Annotated in this window: 13 protein-coding genes; 3 read left to right on the forward strand and 10 right to left on the reverse strand. The window is 62.3% G+C overall.

Annotated features, from left to right (window positions below; all coding sequences use genetic code 11):
* Positions 1-59 precede the first annotated feature (59 nt).
* From ispE to AC1RTP_RS20695, 3 genes are read right to left on the reverse strand one after another with little or no spacing between them, the layout of a single operon-like run.
* The gene (ispE, locus tag AC1RTP_RS20685; RefSeq protein WP_498610046.1) at positions 60-938 is read right to left on the reverse strand and encodes a 4-(cytidine 5'-diphospho)-2-C-methyl-D-erythritol kinase; all 879 of its coding nucleotides are present in this window, start codon (positions 936-938) and stop codon (positions 60-62) included.
* Positions 938-1534 carry an outer membrane lipoprotein LolB gene (locus tag AC1RTP_RS20690; RefSeq protein ID WP_498610048.1) on the reverse strand — a complete coding sequence of 199 codons (597 nt, stop codon included), beginning with the start codon at positions 1532-1534 and terminating at the stop codon, positions 938-940. The genes ispE and AC1RTP_RS20690 overlap by 1 nt, the downstream gene beginning before the upstream one ends.
* A complete protein-coding gene (locus tag AC1RTP_RS20695) occupies positions 1534-3315 on the reverse strand; it encodes a tetratricopeptide repeat protein (protein ID WP_498610049.1) in 1782 nt (593 codons plus the stop codon). The genes AC1RTP_RS20690 and AC1RTP_RS20695 overlap by 1 nt, the downstream gene beginning before the upstream one ends.
* A gap of 74 nt (positions 3316-3389) precedes the next feature.
* Between AC1RTP_RS20695 and mutM the strand changes: the two genes are divergently transcribed.
* Genes mutM through mutY form a run of 3 tightly spaced genes read left to right on the forward strand, consistent with a single transcriptional unit; the run spans position 3390 to position 7257 of the window.
* Entirely contained in the window at positions 3390-4223 is an 834-nt protein-coding gene (mutM, locus tag AC1RTP_RS20700) for a bifunctional DNA-formamidopyrimidine glycosylase/DNA-(apurinic or apyrimidinic site) lyase (RefSeq protein ID WP_498610051.1), read from the forward strand.
* A 10-nt stretch (positions 4224-4233) separates the two neighbouring features.
* On the forward strand, positions 4234-6162 hold the full coding sequence (locus tag AC1RTP_RS20705; RefSeq protein ID WP_498610053.1) for a dynamin family protein: 1929 nt from the start codon (positions 4234-4236) through the stop codon (positions 6160-6162).
* On the forward strand, positions 6163-7257 hold the full coding sequence (gene mutY, locus AC1RTP_RS20710; RefSeq protein ID WP_498610055.1) for an A/G-specific adenine glycosylase: 1095 nt from the start codon (positions 6163-6165) through the stop codon (positions 7255-7257).
* A 54-nt stretch (positions 7258-7311) separates the two neighbouring features.
* On the opposite strand, the gene AC1RTP_RS20715 is transcribed toward mutY, so the two are convergent.
* The 7 genes from AC1RTP_RS20715 to AC1RTP_RS20745 all read right to left on the reverse strand — a co-directional run bounded on the left by AC1RTP_RS20715 (position 7312) and on the right by AC1RTP_RS20745 (position 16474).
* Complete coding sequence (locus AC1RTP_RS20715) at positions 7312-7944, reverse strand: TMEM175 family protein (protein ID WP_498610056.1); 633 nt, start codon at positions 7942-7944, stop codon at positions 7312-7314.
* Positions 7945-8005: 61 nt separating this feature from the next.
* Positions 8006-9136, reverse strand: coding sequence for a deoxyguanosinetriphosphate triphosphohydrolase (locus AC1RTP_RS20720; RefSeq protein ID WP_498610058.1), 1131 nt, complete (start codon positions 9134-9136; stop codon positions 8006-8008).
* A 1-nt stretch (position 9137) separates the two neighbouring features.
* Positions 9138-10757 (reverse strand): bifunctional shikimate kinase/3-dehydroquinate synthase AroKB, encoded by a 1620-nt coding sequence (aroKB, locus tag AC1RTP_RS20725; RefSeq protein WP_498610142.1) that lies wholly within the window; start codon positions 10755-10757, stop codon positions 9138-9140.
* A 41-nt stretch (positions 10758-10798) separates the two neighbouring features.
* Positions 10799-13054 (reverse strand): beta strand repeat-containing protein, encoded by a 2256-nt coding sequence (locus AC1RTP_RS20730; RefSeq protein ID WP_498610060.1) that lies wholly within the window; start codon positions 13052-13054, stop codon positions 10799-10801.
* A gap of 38 nt (positions 13055-13092) precedes the next feature.
* Entirely contained in the window at positions 13093-15264 is a 2172-nt protein-coding gene (locus tag AC1RTP_RS20735) for a type IV pilus secretin PilQ (protein ID WP_498610062.1), read from the reverse strand.
* Positions 15261-15788, reverse strand: a complete 528-nt coding sequence (locus AC1RTP_RS20740; RefSeq protein WP_498610064.1) for a pilus assembly protein PilP — start codon at positions 15786-15788, stop codon at positions 15261-15263. The genes AC1RTP_RS20735 and AC1RTP_RS20740 overlap by 4 nt, the downstream gene beginning before the upstream one ends.
* Positions 15785-16474 (reverse strand): type IV pilus inner membrane component PilO, encoded by a 690-nt coding sequence (locus AC1RTP_RS20745; protein WP_498610066.1) that lies wholly within the window; start codon positions 16472-16474, stop codon positions 15785-15787. The genes AC1RTP_RS20740 and AC1RTP_RS20745 overlap by 4 nt, the downstream gene beginning before the upstream one ends.
* Between the last annotated feature and the right edge of the window lie 9 nt (positions 16475-16483).

Genomic DNA, 16483 nt, shown 5'->3' on the forward strand with positions numbered 1-16483 from the left:
TCCGTCAGTAGGCCGACATTATATAGCCTATCTCACGAAAAACCAAATCTTTTTACGCTTCACAACTTTGCGATGATCGGATGCTGTTTCAGCGCCTTCGCTTTCCATCCGGTCCAGGCGGCTGGCACTTTCGCAAGCACCGCATCGGCCTGTTCTTCGCTATGGAGGGCGACGAACACACAAGCTCCGGAGCCAGTCATCCTGGCGTCACCAAAAGCGCCCAGCCATTCTACCGCTTCTGCTACTTGCGGGAATAAGCGGCACGCCACTTGTTGCAAATCGTTCTTCCCGAACTGCCGCAGATCTTGTCGATTTGCATGGTAGCTGGAAAAGTCCGACATCTTAACGGGCGGCGTATCCCTTGTCAAATGCTCGGAGGTAAAAATCTGCCCCGTCGGGCAGGCCACACCTGGCTCGATAACAACATACCAACAGTCTGGTGCATCGACCGGCTGAAGATCTTCGCCCACGCCTTCGGCAAAGCCGGTTTCGCCAAAGATAAAGAAAGGCACGTCGGCGCCCAGCGGCAGGGCCAGGGCCATCAGTTCTTCGCGCGTAAGGCTGGCGCGCCACAGTTTGTTGAGGGCCATGAAGGTGGTGGCCGCGTCGGACGAACCGCCGCCCAGGCCGCCGCCCATGGGCAGGATCTTGTCGACCGTGATATTGGCGCCAGGCGGCATCATGCCGGTGCGGCGCCTCACCTCGGACTGCAGGATGCGGGCGGCGCGAATCACCAGGTCCTGCTCGGCCGGCACGCCTTCGATATCGTTGGTGCGGTGGAGTTCCGTGTCTTCGCGCAGCGAGAAGTGCAGCGTGTCGCTACGGTCGATGATCTGGAATACCGATTGCAGCAGGTGGTAACCGTCGGCGCGGCGGCCGTTCACGTGCAGGAACAGGTTCAGCTTGGCCGGAGCCGGGCAATTCAACAGGCTTTTCATTATTCTTCGTTAATGACAATCCGCAGCGACATTTGCTGCACGTCGCCTCCACCAGGGTGTTCGGCGTCGATGCGTTTAGGCCGCGGCGGCGCACTGCCTTCCTGCCAGTCGACGTATTGCAAGTGCCAGCCTTCGCGCGTGATGACTTCACTTTTGCCAGGGCTGGCGGTCCACGATTTGCCATCGGCGCCAGTGGCGTGGCCTTGCAGCCAGCCGCGCAGGCCGGACACCGGCAGCGACCAGCCAAGTGCACGTGCGCTCAGCGCGTCGATGCTGGGGGCGCTCAGCGGCGGCTTGTTGCCGCCCTCGCGCAGGACGGCCCCCTGCGGCGTGACCTCGATCATGGCGACTGTGTTGCCGAACTGGGTAGACAGCGCCACATCGGTGCGCTGCGCATCCTGCTTCCAGCTGTAATTGACGGTGGCCGATTCCTGCTTGCCATCCTTAAGATAGCGTACGTTCAGGCGGCCGGTCAGCGACAGCGTGTCCTTGTAGGGAGCGACAGCGGCGGTGGATGGCGGTGTGGCAGGCGTCGTGGCGCAGCCGCACAGGATGGCGGCCGCGCCGGCAATGGCGGCGAGAGTTCTAAAGCTCATTAAATTCCAGCGTTGAGACGCGCCAAGGTGCTGCGCAGCGCGTCGTTTTTCGGATCCTTGGCGCGCGCTTCGCGCCACAGTTTTGCGGCGCCGGCCTTGTCGCCCCGGGTCCACAGTACTTCGCCCAGGTGCACGGCGATTTCAGCGTCGCCGCGCAGCGCGTAGGCCTGGCGCAGCGATTGCTCGGCTTCTTTCAGCTTACCCATGCGGAACAGGACCCAGCCCATGCTGTCCATGATGTAAGGGTCGCCAGGCGCCATCTTCAGGGCTTTGTCGATCAGCTCGTAAGCTTCGTCCAGGCGGACATTACGGTCGGCCAGCGAGTAGCCCAGCGCATTGTAGGCGTGATGGTTGTCGGGCACCGATTCGATCACCTTGCGCAGCGCCGTCTCCATATCGTCAACCTTGCCCAGCTTTTCCGCGGCGAGGGCATAGTCGTACATCAGGTCCGGGCTGTTCGGGAAGCGCAGTACGCCATCCTGCAGGGTCTTGAAGGCTTCGATTGCGCGGCCCGCATCGCGCAGCAACTGGCCTTCAGTCTGCAGGATTTGCACTTGCTCGGCCTGGTCGGCCGGCGTAATGTCTTTCAGCTGGGCGCGGGCGCCTTCGATATCACCCTTCGCCGCAATGACATGGGCGCGTTTCAGGCGCGCGGCCAGGAGGGTGCGCGCATCGTCGCCCTCGATTTTATCCAGCCAGGCCAGGGCGCCATCGTAGTCCCGGTTTTCTTCCGCGATCTGAGCCAGCAGCATCAGGGCCTTGCTTGGGTCGCGCTCGGGGTCGGGCTGGCTTTCCAACACTTGGATGTAATGCTTGAAGTAGCCTTCCGCCGCCTTGGTGTCCTGGCTTTGCAGGGACATGATGCCCATCGCGTACAGCGTGCCCGGATTGTCAGGCTGGTCTTTCAGCAGGATCAGGAATTGCTCGCGCGCCTGGTCGAACTGCTTTTGCTCCACCAGCAGGCGGGCGTAGGCCGAACGCACTTCGCGCGCAGCCGGGTATTTCTGCAGGAAGCCGGAGAACAGTTTTTGCGTGGCATCCAGGTCGCCCTGCATCTGGCCCAGGGTCAGGGTCGCCAGTTCGGAGTCGGGTTTGATCGCCACCGCTTTGCTCGCTTCCGCACGCGCGCGCTCTGCGTCGCCGGCGGCATTAGCGCCCTGCGCCAGCACCAGGTGCGATTCCTGGGTCTTCAGGTAAGGCTGCAGCACGCGGTCCATCAGCGCAAACGCAGCCGCCTTGTCCTTGGCGCGCTGCAGGTACTGCTGCATCTGGAACATCAGCAGAGGACGGCTGTTGACCGGCGCCGTTTTCAGGCGCTGCGCGAACAGCGCTTCCGCTTCGCCCAGGTCGTCGCCCAGCACGGCAAAGCCGAGGAAGTATTGCGCGGCTTCGTCGGACTCCGGCGCCAGTTCGCGCCACAGGCGGATCGCCGCCAGCGCTTCATTGACCTGCTTGGCCGACAGCGCCATTTCCGAAGCACGGCGCGCCAGGCGCGGATCGCGCGTCTGCTGCGCCAGCACCATCATGGTCACGTAGGCGCTTTGCCATTGGCCGCGTTTGAAATCGAGTTCTGCCTTGGTGAGCTTGTAGAACAAATCGCTGGTCAGCTCGACGCTGGGCAGCTTTTCATCGAGCGCTGCGGCCTTGGCGATCGCTTCAGCGGCCGGCGTCGGCGCCGGGACTGCGGGAGCTTCGGGTGCGGGAGCGGACTGCTCCTTGGGCACGACTGCACAGGCGGACACGATGGCCGACAGGGTTACAATGGCGAATGCGTTTTTCAAAGGAAGATCCTGCAAATCGGGCTCAAGACTTGATTCTACGCCAACCGGTAGAAAACTACCCTTATGCCTGACTTATGCCTGAATTACCAGAAGTAGAAGTCACCCGCCGCGGTGTCGCGCCCCATATTGAAGGCCGTATTGTGCGCGACGTGGTACTGCGGCGCGAAGGCTTGCGCTGGCCTTTCCCGGAGGACTTGCCTGCCCTGCTGGCAGGCCGCCGCGTCAATGCGACCGACCGCCGCGGCAAATACCTGCTGCTGCAATTCGACCATGGCACCTTGATCATCCACCTGGGCATGAGCGGCCACCTGCGCGTGCTGCCAACTGGCATCCCGCCGGAAAAACATGATCATTTCGACATGATGGTGGAAGGCGCCGACGGCAAGCATGTGCTGCGCCTGACCGACCCGCGCCGCTTTGGCGCCGTGCTGTGGCATTCCGCACAAGATGGCGATCTGGAACAACATATGCTGCTGCGCGGCCTGGGTGTTGAACCGCTGGGTCCGGCCTTTACCGGTAAACTATTGTTCGAACAGACAAGAACCCGCAGCGCAGCGGTCAAGCAAGTGCTGATGGCTGGCGATATTGTGGTTGGCGTGGGCAATATCTACTGCTCTGAAAGCCTGTTTCGCGCCGGGATCAACCCTAAAACAGCCGCCAACCGCATCAGTGCGGCCCGCTACGACCGCCTGGCGCAGGCCATCCGCGACGTGCTGGCCGAGGCAATTGTGCAAGGAGGCAGCACTTTGCGCGACTTTATCGGTGTAAATGGGCAATCAGGGTATTTCCAACAGACATATTTCGTCTATGATCGTGCTGGTGTCCCCTGCCGTTGTTGCGGCGCGCCTGTGCGCCAGATCAAGCAGGGACAGCGATCCACTTTTTATTGTGTAAATTGCCAGAAATAACGAGAGCAGAATGGTAAGGGACCTCGAACAATACAGCCAATGGCGCCAAGGCGTCATGAGCGCCGTCGCAAACTACCGTGACTGGGTCGTGCAGGCCGACCTGGCCGACGCGTCGACCGAACAGCGCTTGGCGCGCACACTGTCCAAACTGGGCGACGACAAATTGTCGGTGGCCTTTGTGGCGGAATTCTCGCGCGGTAAATCCGAGCTGATCAATTCCATTTTCTTCGCTGATTTTGGCCAGCGCATCCTGCCGTCGGCGGCCGGCCGCACCACCATGTGCCCGACTGAGCTGATGTATGACCCGGCATATCCGGCCTGCATCCGCCTGCTGCCGATCGAAACGCGCGCCGAAAACCTGTCGACCAGCGATTACCGCGACGACCCGCACGCCTGGCACGTGCTGCCGCTGAATCTCGATTCGCCGGAACATATGCAGGAAACCTTCAAGCAGGTCAGCCTGACCCGCCACGTACCGGTCGAAGAAGCCAAGCGCTACGGCCTGTACGACGAGAATGATCCCGACATGCCGGTCACGCTGGACAACGACGGCCTGGTCGAAATTTCGCAATGGCGCCACGCCATCATCAACTTCCCTCACCCGCTGCTGAAGCAAGGCCTGGTGATTCTCGATACGCCTGGCCTGAACGCCATCGGTACCGAGCCGGAACTGACGCTGAACCTGATCCCGCACGCACACGCGGTGCTGTTCATCCTGGCCGCCGATACCGGCGTGACCAAGAGCGATATCGAAGTGTGGCGCACCCATATCGGCAACGGCGCCGGCCGCATGGTGGTGCTGAACAAGATCGACTCGATGTGGGACCCGCTGAAAACCGAAGAAGAAATCGAATCGGAAATCGCGCGCCAGCGCGAACATGCGGCGCACATGCTGGGCCTCGATTCGCGCCAGGTGTTCCCGGTGTCCGCGCAAAAAGCGCTGGTGGGCAAGATCACCGGCGACCATGAGCTGGTGCACAAGAGCCGCATGAAGCAGCTCGAAAGCGCCCTGTTCAACGAAATGATCCCGGCGCGCAAGGACATCATCCGCCGCCGCCTGGGCGACGAGTTGCAAACCCTGAGCGGCGCGCAGTACGCTGCCTTGTCGGCCAGGACGCGCGGCATCGTCGAACAGCTGCTGGAACTGAAAGGCCTGCGCGGCAAGAACCAGACCGTGATCGCGCACATGGCGCGCCGCGTTGAAGCCGAGAAAAAGGAATTCGACGAGAGCCTGTTCAAGCTGCAGGCTACCCGCGCCGTGTTCACCCGCCTGTCAACCGAGCTGTATTCCAGCCTGGGCATGGACGTGCTGCGCGATAGCCTGGTCAAGGCGCGCGCCGGCATGCAGTCGAGCCGTTTCACCACCGGCCTGCGCGATTCGATCAAGGAGTACTTCGACAGCATCCATGCCAACCTGGATGAATCGCAAAGCAAGGTCGAAGAGATCCGCAGCATGATGGAAACCATGTACAAGAAGTTCTCGACGGAGCACGGCCTGTCGCTGGCACTGCCGATGGCCTTCTCGCTGGCCAAGTACCGCGACGAGATCAACGAAGCGCACGGCATCTACGAAAAGCAGTTCGGCACTGCGGTGATGCTGACCACTTCGCGCGTAGTGCTGATGGAGCGCTTCTTCGACTCCGTGGCGTCGTCGGTGAAACGCTGCTTCAAGGCCGCCAATGCCGATGCCGACGCGTGGCTGAAAGTGATCATGGCGCCGCTGGAAGCGCAGATCCGCCAGCACAAAGAACAGCTGAAGCACCGCCAGGCGTCCATCGCGCGCATCCACGATGCGACCGATACGCTGGAGCAGAAGATCGAAGCTTTCGAAGCGACCCAGGCGGAACTGGAAGCGCAGAAGGCCAAGCTGGCTGCACTGGCTGCGGCCATCAACGACGCCATCGCGGCCGAACCTGTGGTGCTGGAGGCAGCGGCGTAATTGCAGTACGAAGATCCAAGCTTTGCCGCCACGCTGGTCGCGTGGCAAAAGGAACATGGCCGCCACGACCTGCCGTGGCAGAACACCCGCGACGCCTACCTGGTGTGGCTGTCCGAAATCATGCTGCAGCAGACGCAGGTTTCAGCAGTCCTCGGCTACTACGCGCGCTTCCTTGATCGCTTCCCTACCCTGGCCTCGCTGGCTGCCGCTCCCGTCGAAGACGTGATGGCGCAGTGGGCCGGCCTGGGCTACTACACCCGTGCGCGCAACCTGCATAAGTGTGCGCAGCGCGTGGTGGCGGAATACGGCGGCGTCTTCCCTTCCGATCCGGCCTTGCTGGCAGACTTGCCGGGCATCGGCCGTTCCACTGCGGCTGCCATTGCAGCATTCTCGGCCGGCCGCCGCGCGGCCATCATGGACGGCAATGTAAAGCGCGTATTTGCGCGCGTGTTCGGCATCGACACTTTCCCTGGCGAGCGCAAGACCGAGGAAGCCATGTGGGCGCGCGCCGAAGCTTTGGCGCCTGCCGACGGCATCGAGGCTTACACGCAAGGCTTGATGGACATGGGCGCCACGCTGTGCACGCGCAGCAGTCCATCTTGCGAGCGCTGCCCGATGGCGACTCGTTGCGTAGCCTTCGCCGCCGGCCGCACTGCCGAACTCCCCGTGCGCAAGCCAAAGAAAGCCACGCCTGAGAAGTCGGCGCACATGCTGCTGATCGTGGATCGCGGCCAGGTGCTGCTGGAACAGCGACCCGCAACAGGCATCTGGGGCGGCCTGCTGTCCCTGCCTGAGATTGCCGGCCACACCGCCGAGGCCGTTGCGCCTGGCGACGCCGAAGTGGCCGCCATCGTGCAAGCATTCGGCCCGATGGAATCGCTGGAGCGACTGCTGCCTGTGGCGCATGTCTTCACCCACTACAAGCTGCACATCAACCCGCTGCTGGTGACGCTCGCATCGCGCGCAGCGCTGGCAGGCGAAGGCCGCTATCTATGGCTCGAGAGCGGCGCAGTCGCCGGCGCCGCCCTGCCCGCCCCGATCAAGAAGCTGCTGCTTGACTTGCTCGACGAGCGCAGCCAGGCCCGCATGTTCTAGCCCAAGAACAACTTCGCCATGCTTGCCACGGCGCGTTCATCTACCATAGCAAACTTAACGCAGGCGGCGCGTCATCAGCTTGGCCAGCGGGCGGGCCAGGAACAGCAGCATGAAGGCCGAGTTGGCGACGCCGGCGACTTTGCCGGCAACTACAACGGTCACGACGGCAATCACGATCATCATGCTGGTGCGGGTGCAAGTGGCGACGTAGGTGGCCTTGTCCATCGGATGCGCGCACAGCTCAGGGTGACGGTAAATGCGTGTTGCCACCAGCAGCGAGCCTATCGACATCAGGCACATCACACTGGCGTACACCACTTGCGCCACTTGCGACAGGTAGCGGCTGTTCACCGCCGAGGCAAACGGCAGCAGGCTGGCACCGGCCAGCAGCAGGATGGTGTACCAGAGCAAAGGAACATCCACATGGCGCACATAGCTGTACAGGCGATGGTTAGCGGTCCAGAACAGGGCCAGCACGAAGAAGCTGAGCACCCATGAAATGAAAGTCGGCGCGAGCTCGTGCAGGGTCTCGAGCAGCTGTGCGCTATTGGTGGCGTCGGCGTGTTCGGGCAGGCGCAGCTCGATCACCAGCAAGGTCATGGCGACGGCGAAGATGCCGTCGACCAGGGCTTCGATGCGGTGCTTGCTGAGTTGCGGGCCGAGGGTGGAGGCAGTGGTGTCGGTCATGATTCTTCTGGCAAGTTTGTACCTGCCAGAAGATTATCCCGCCACGCGCCGCGATGCAAGCTTAAAGGTTTTCCAGCGAATAGATGCGGCGGTGTTCGGCGATGGCATAGCGGTCGGTCATGCCGGCGATGTAATCGGCCACTCGGCGCGCCTGGCCGGTCTCGTCGCCCCGTTCCACGCGGTAGTCGGGCGGCAGCAGCGACGGGTCGGCGGTGAAGGCGTCGTACAACTCGCGCACCATGCGGCTGGCCTTCAGGCGCATGCGGTTCACCTTGTAGTGGCGGTACAGGTTCTCGTGCAGGAAGCGCTTCAGCTCCGTGGCATCCTTGCGCATCTGGTCGGAGAAGCGGATCAGCGGCGGCGCGGCGCGCACGTCTTCCATATTCTGCGGATTGTGCTCGGCGATGCGCTCGTGCGAGGTGGCGATCAGATTATCGGCCAGCGCCGTGATCAGCCGGCGCAGGGTTTCGTAAATCGCGCGGCGGCCCGCCAGGCCCGGATGCGCAGCCTGCACTTCGCGCCACAGTCGGCCGAAGAATTCCACCTGCTCCAGCTGCGCAATGGAGATCAGTCCCGAACGCAAGCCATCGTCGATATCGTGGCTGTTGTAGGCGATTTCGTCGGCCAGGTTGGTCAGTTGGGCTTCCAGCGAGGGCTGGGTCTTGTCGAGGAAGCGTTGCGCCACGTCGCCGAGCAGGCGCGCGTTGTTGACGGAGCAGTGCTTCAGGATGCCTTCGCGCGTTTCGAACATCAGGTTCAGGCCATCGAAGGCGCCGTACTGCTCTTCCAGCACATCCACCACGCGCAGGCTTTGCAGGTTATGTTCGAAGCCGCCATGCCCCTTCATGCATTCGTGCAGCACGTCCTGCCCCACATGGCCGAAAGGCGTGTGACCCAGGTCGTGCGCCAGGGCGATGGCTTCCACCAGGTCTTCGTTCAAGCGCAGGTTGCGCGCCAGCGAACGGCCGATCTGGGCCACTTCCAGGCTATGCGTGAGACGGGTGCGGAACAGGTCCCCCTCATGATTGAGGAAGACCTGGGTTTTGTATTCGAGGCGGCGGAAAGCCGTGGAATGGATGATGCGGTCGCGGTCGCGCTGGAACTGGGAGCGCGAAGCATGCGGCGTTTCGGGAAAGCGGCGTCCGCGCCCCTTGTCAGAATGTGCTGCGTAGGGGGCGAGCGTCTCTTCCATATTACTCCGTGCAGGCGGCCAGGGTTTGCAACAGCAGGTCTTGCGGAGCCGTGGTGATGCGGGCTTTGCCGAGCGGCTCGAGCAGGATGAACTTGATCGCTCCGCCTTCGTTTTTCTTGTCCACTTCCATCAGCTCCAGCCAGCGCTCGGTGCCAAGGTTCGGCGCCACCACCGGCAAGCCGGCTGCAGCCACCAGGTGGCGGATGCGATCCACTGCGGCTTGATCGATGAAGCCCAGGCGCTGCGACAAATCTGCCGCCATCACCATGCCGCAGCCGACCGCCTCGCCGTGCAGCCAGGCGCCGTAGCCCATCCCAGCCTCGATGGCGTGGCCGAAGGTGTGGCCGAAATTGAGGATCGCGCGCAGGCCGCCTTCGCGTTCATCCTGGCGCACCACGTCGGCCTTGATTTCGCAGGAACGGGCGATGGCATAGGCCAGGGCGCCCTTGTCGCGCGCCATCAGCAGGCCGATGTTCTCTTCGATCCATTCGAAGAAAGGCACGTCGATGATGCAGCCGTACTTGATCACTTCCGCCAGGCCGGCCGAAAGTTCGCGCTCGGGCAGCGTTTCCAGGGTGGTGGTGTCGGCAATGACGGCCTTTGGCTGGTAAAAGGCGCCGATCATGTTCTTGCCCAGCGGGTGGTTAATGCCGGTCTTGCCGCCCACCGAGGAGTCGACCTGAGACAGCAAGGTGGTCGGCACCTGCACGAAATCCACGCCGCGCATATACGACGCAGCGGCGTAGCCGGTCATGTCGCCGATCACCCCGCCGCCCAGGGCGATCAGGGTGGTCTTGCGGTCGGCCTTGTTGGCCAGCAGGGCATCGAACACCTTCATCAGCGATTCCCAGTGCTTGTGTTCTTCGCCGTCGGGCAGCACCACTTCGATCACTTCCTTGCCGGCGGCTGCCAGCGGGGCGCGCACGCGTTCCATGTACAGCGGAGCCACGGTGTCGTTGGAGACGATGGCGACCTTCTTGCCGCCCACATATTTGGCCAGCAGGCTGGCGTCGTCCAGCAGCGAAGGGCCGATGGCGATCGGGTAACTGCGCTCGTCGAGGTCGACGTTGAGCAGGATATTGGTTTGTTCGTTCATGGCAGGTTGCGCCTGGGTCAGGCAATTGGGCGCGGCCTGGCAGGCCAGCGCATCCAGCTGGTTGATGATGTTCTGGACCATCGATAGGACGTTGGGACGGCCGGTGTCGATGACCAAATGGGCCATCTCCATGTACAGCGGCTCGCGCTGCTCCAGCAGTTCTTCCAGTTTCTTGCGGGGATCGGCCGTCTGCAACAGGGGCCTGTTTTTGTCGTGCGCCGTACGGGCCAGGATCGAATTGATCGAGGCGCGCAGGTAAATGACGGTGCCGCGCTCTTTGAGAAGGGCGCGGCTGTCTGCATTGAGGATGGCGCCGCCGCCGGTGGCCAGCACGATGCCTTGCTGGCCGGTCAGGTCGCGGATGACCTCCGCTTCCCGGCGGCGGAAAGCTGGTTCGCCTTCGATTTCAAAAATCCACGGGATCGAGGCGCCCGTGCGGCTTTCGATTTCATGGTCCGAATCGATAAACCGCAAGCCCAGCTTGCGGGCGAGCTGGCGACCAATGGTCGTCTTGCCCGCCCCCATCAACCCTACTAAATAAACATTATGCATTCACGCATAATATCTTAATTCGGGTTCTTGCAGTCCAGGGCAGTGAAGTTACCAGTTGGCATTAGGTTGCCTTCACCCCACGGGCTGGTCAGGCCTGGCGGCGCCACCTTGGCGTCGGAGTAATCGGTCGCGAGACCTTGCAGCTGCGGGATGTAGGCCACATACACCGCCTCGGAACCCGAGACCGTACCGCGGATAGTCAGGTCCACGCCGAGCCACAAGGCGTTGCCGCGCGCATAGCGTAGTGTCACGAGGGTGCGGCCGGATGCGTCGGTAACGCCGCCGGAGGTCACGCTGACCGGGATGCCCGGGTCGAGTTTTCCGTTGGTGTTGGTATCTTCACCCGCATCCAGTACGCCGTTGTTGTTGACGTCTTCGTTCAGGCAAGGGAACGGCAGGGCGCCGGTGAAAGCCTGGACCGGCAACTGCCATGGGCCGTCGGTGCCCGGGAAGTACAGCTTGCCCTTGCGGTAATGGCGCGGCAGGACGCTGGCGGTAATGTTCACGCTCGGCACGGCATTGCCGCTGGCATCGGTCACCAGCACGCTGTAGGTCTTGGTGTAGGTCTCGGAATCAGGCAAGCCCACCTCGCGGCCGGTACCGGCCGAAATGAACAGGGATTTCTTCGACACGGTCAACGTCACGGTATTTGATGCGGTCGACGCGCCTTGCAGCTGGCCGCGGATCTGGACGCCATTCAGGGCGGTCGCAGCGCTGCCGGCAATATAGCTCACGGTGGCGACGCCATCGCTGCCGGTCGATACCTGAATCGGCAGGCTCAGCCTACCGCCGCTGGAATCGGTGTCGATGCTGAAGGTCACCAGTGCATCTTTCACCAGATTGTTAGCCGGGCTGCCGTCCCGCACGATGGCGCGAACCGTAGCCTGCTCGGTGCTGCTGCCGACGGTGTTGGTGCCAACCACGGCAGGATCGACCTGCAACGTGATGTTGGCGGTAGGCAGCAGCGGCGCGATGAATTCGATAGAACTCTGGCTGATGCCGCCGCCTGGGATGCTGGCGCTCAGGGTGGCAAGGCCAGGATTCGGGGCCTGGACCCAGAAGGTGGCTTCGCCCAGGACATCCAGAGCCTTGGTGCTGCCCGTCGTTGTGCAAGCGTCGGTGTATACGACGCCGCGCGAGATGCCGAGAGTGACATTACCGCTGGAGGGGCTGCCGTTGATGTCGCTGTGTACCTTGACCGAAACGCAATTGTTGATATTGCTAATCGCCTGGCTGCTGGTAACGGTGAAGTTCGAGGCGCTGATAGTTACTTTGGCCGAATTGGATTCGCCCATGGAACGCACCACGATCACGTCTTCGCCGCCGGTAGGCAAGGTGCTGACGCGGTAGGTCAGGGTCAGTTGGCCAGCAGCATCAGTTACGGCTGCGCCACCACCGCTGACGGTCAGGCTGTTGGCAACGTTGGAGGCGAAAGTTACGGGCTTGTTGACCAGGGCATGGCCAGCCGAGTCGGTCACTTTAACGCTGACGTCAGTATTGGTGTTGAGGTTCACGGTCGCGTTGGCGCTAACCTTGATCGTCGTGCCGCTCACGGTGACGCTGGCAGTAACCGGAGGAACTCCGTCCAGGTTACCGGAAATCTTGATCACGCGCGACGTGGCATCACCGCCGGTGGACAGCTTGGCAGTTACCTTGCCCTGGGCGTCGGTGAGCGTCGAAGTGCTGGTCAGCGTGCCGCTGTCGGCCGACAGCGTGACTTTCACGTTCGGCATGACAGCATTATTGGAGTCGCGCACCAGCCCCGTCACGGCGACGTCGGTCGCACCGGACGACGGCAGGGTACCGGAATCGGTGGTCAGCGTCAGGGTCTGGGTAGCTTGCACCACGTTGACGGTGATAGGCTGGGAAGTCACGCCGCCGGACGCGGCAGTTACCGTGATGGCGCGCAGGGTCGCATCGCCACCGGTGCTCAGCTTAGCGGTCACGATGCCGCTGGCATCGGATACGCCGCTGATGGTGCCCACGGCGCCGGAACTGGCGGCGAAGGACACGGTGGCGCCGGCCACCGCGGTATTGCTGGCATCCTTGACCAGGGCGGTCAGGGTCACTTCCGTGCCGGCTTGGCCGGAAGAGGCGAGCTGGCTGGAAGTGGAAGTAACCACCACGCTGGCCACTTTCGGCGCGTTCGGGTTAGGGTTGTTGGTGGTCGCACCTGGCGAACCGCCGCCGCCGCCGCAGGCGGCCAGCAGGCTGGCACAGGCTAAAGCGCCCACCCAGCCCGACAGTTTTCGGAAAACTACGTTAGTCATTTCTCTTACCCTTATTCTGGTGACACTGGAACTTCGTCTCAACGCGCGGTCAGGCGGTCGGTAACGATCTTGGGCGTAATGAAGACCAGCAGCTCGGTCTTGTCATTGGTACGCGAATTGGTTTTGAACAGGTAGCCCAACACAGGCACGTCACCCAGCAGCGGCACCTTGGAGGTGGTGTTGCGCTCGGTCTGTTGGTAGATACCGCCCAGCACCACGGTGCCGCCGTTTTCCACCATCACCTGGGTCTTCACGTGCTTGTTGTCGATGGCGAAGCCGGCACGCGTTTCCTGACCCACGGAGTCCTTGGTTACATCCACATCCAGTACCACATTACCGTCCGGAGTAATCTGCGGCATCACTTCCAGCTTCAGGTTGGCCTTACGGAACACGATCGAGGTCGCGCCGGAAGAAGTCGCCACCTGGTATGGCAGTTCCACGCCCTGCTCGATCAGCGCGGGCGCCTTGTCGGCGGTGACCACGCGCGGGCTGGAAATGATCTTGCCGGTACCGTCAGCTTCCAGCGCCGACAGTTCCAGGTTCAGGAAGCGATTGGCCGCCGAGTTGAACAAGCTGATGGCCAGGCTGCCGGCCTGGGCGCCGTTGATCGAAGCCGCCGGCAGGTTGATGAACTGAGTGTTGTTGTACGAATCAACGCCATTGTCGACACGCACCACGCCAGTGGCCTGGCCAATACCGGTCTGGTTGCCGCTCACGCCGAGGCGGGTGTTGCCGCCGCCCAAGCCCCAGCCGGCGTCGCCGCCGCGGATGCCGCGCATGTCGGCAAAGCCCAGCTTGGCGCCCAGGTTCTTGGTGAAGGTGTCGGAAGCTTCCACGATACGGGCCTCGATCAGCACCTGCTTGGTGGAGATGTCGGTTTTCTGGATCAGCTTGCGGATTTCCTCGATCTTGGACGCGATATCGGTCACGAACAGCTGATTGGAACGCGGCTCGATGATGGCCACGCCGCGCTTGGACAGCACGCGGGTGCTGCTCTTGCCGTCGCCGCCGGTGCTGTCGGCTGCGAAGATGTTGCGGAACGATTCAGCCTTCAGGTAGTTCAGCTGGAAGATCTCGGTCTTGAGCGGCTCCAGGTCGGCGATCTGGGCTTTCTGCTCCATCACCAGTTTTTCCTTGGTCAGCAGCTCTTCCTGCGGCGCGATCCACAGCACGTTGCCGTTCTTGCGCATGTCCAGGCTCTTCGCCTGTAGCACGACGTCCAGCGCCTGGTCCCATGGGACTTCCTTCAGGCGCAGGGTCAGGTTGCCCTGCACGCTGTCACTGGTGATGATGTTCAGGCCCGAGATGTCGGCAATCGCCTGCAGTGCCGCGCGCACTTCCACGTTCTGGAAGTTGAACGACAGCTTCTCGCCTCGGTAGCCTTGGGTGCCCTGCACCAGCTTGTTCGGGTCTTCCTTGATCGGCTTGACGTCCACCACCAGCTGGGTATCGCTCTGGTACACGCTTTGTTCCCACAGGCCGTGCGCTTCCACGGTCATGCGCACGTTCTCGCCCTGCGGCACGGTGGTGACGCGGGTCACTGGCGTGCCGAAGTCGGTCACGTCCAAGCGGCGGCGCAGGGTTTCCGGCAGGCTGGTTTTCAGGAAATCGACCACCACGCCGGTGGCGGTCTGGCGCATATCGACTGCAACCTGGTTGTTCGGCAGGTCGATCACCACGCGGCCTTCGCCGTTGGTGCCGCGACGGAAGTCGATGTCGCGCAGCATCTGCTTGCCAACCGGCTTGGCCGGGGCCGCGCTTGCCACAGGCAAGCCGCGCGCATCAACCGCCTGCGCCACGCCGCCGGAGCCGTCGATGGTCAGGATGATGGACTTGCCGTCGATTGCGGTGGCGTAGTTCAGCGCGCGCTTGAGGTTAAATACCAGGCGCGAACGATCGCCGGCCTGCACCACGTTCACGCTGGCCAGGTCGCCCAGGTTGATGTCCTGGCTGGTTTTGCCGGTGCCGTTGACGGTCTGGCCGAAGTCGAGCGCAATGCGCGACGGATTGGTGATCGCAAAGCCGATCGGCAGCTTTTGCGGCGCGTCCTTCATCTGGATCTTCACGATCACATTGTTGCCTTGCTGATTGGCCGTGATCGATTCGATCGCGTTGCCTTGCTGTGCCTGCGCAACCGCTGCGCTGCCAGCCAGGGCCAGCACGACGCTGGCCTGGCGGCACAGGCGCTTCAGGGTTCTGATGGCGATCATTTGGAGCTCTCCTTACTTTCCTGCAGTTCCATCTTCGACATGCGCTCGACCCAATCGCCGGCCGCATCCTGAACAATTTCACGCACCGTGATCGCGTCATCGCTGACCCCGGTGATCAAACCATAATTCTGTCCCACGTACTGTCCCTTCTTGACCTGGTAGACGGTGCGGTCAATCTGCAACAAGCCAAGCACCACATTGTTCTTTTCCATGGTGCCGACCATCTTCATGGCATCCAGCGGGAAGCTTTCGAGGAATTCCTTGCGCCGGTTCTGGTCCGGCGCCTGCGTGCCGCCCGGGCGGCTCTTGGCCAGTTCGGTCAGCAGCTTGCTGGCGTTGAACGGATCCAGCACATCGCCGGCCGCGTAGGCAAACGGCACGAACGTCTTAGGCTCGGGCAGCGGCTTGACGGTCGGCTTGGTCTGCGCCTCGACTTCCTTCATCCAGCTGCGCACCTGCTGCACGTCGCTCTCGCCGCAAGCGGTCAGCAGCAAGGCGCAAACAAGGGGGGCGAACTTCTTCATTGCTGATTCCCTCCCTTTTTCTTCTTATCGTTGGCGGCCTTGCGCTGCTCGGCCACTTCTTCCGGATCGAGGTAGCGGAAAGTTTTGGCAGTAGCGTTCAGCTGCAAGGTGCCTGCAGGCAGGTCCTTGCCGTCGCGGCTCTTGGCTTCCAGCGAAATATTGTTGAGCGTGACGATACGCGCCATGCCTGCCAAGTCGCCGGCAAAGGAGCCCAAGTCGTGGTAGCTGCCGTTCACGCGCAGTTCGATTGGCTGCTCGGCGTAATATTCCTTGACGTCGACGCGATTCGGCTTGAACAGCTCGAAGGACAGGCCGCGGCCGGTGCCGGCGTTGTTGATGTCTGACAGCAGGGCCGCCATTTCCGCCTTGCCCGGCAGTTGCTTTTCCATCTGCACCACGTACTTGTCGACCTGTTCCTTCTGACGCTTGAGTTCGTCCAGGTTAACCGCCTGGCCAACTTTCAGGGTGTACTCGTCGCGCAGCTTCTGTTCCGCCGCTGCGCCCTTTTCCAGGTCTTCGTACTGGCCTTGCCAGTAGAGGAAATAGCCGGCCAGCACCGCCAGCACAGCCACACCCACCGCCAACAGCACGCGTGGCACAACAGGCCACAGGCCTGGGTGCACGCCGTTCAGGTTCCTGAACTGGGCGCTGAGCGTATCGCCTATATTTTTCAAATCAGTTGCCATGGTTTTGCT

It is taken from the genome of Pseudoduganella sp. GW821-FHT11H04 (assembly GCF_058807935.1).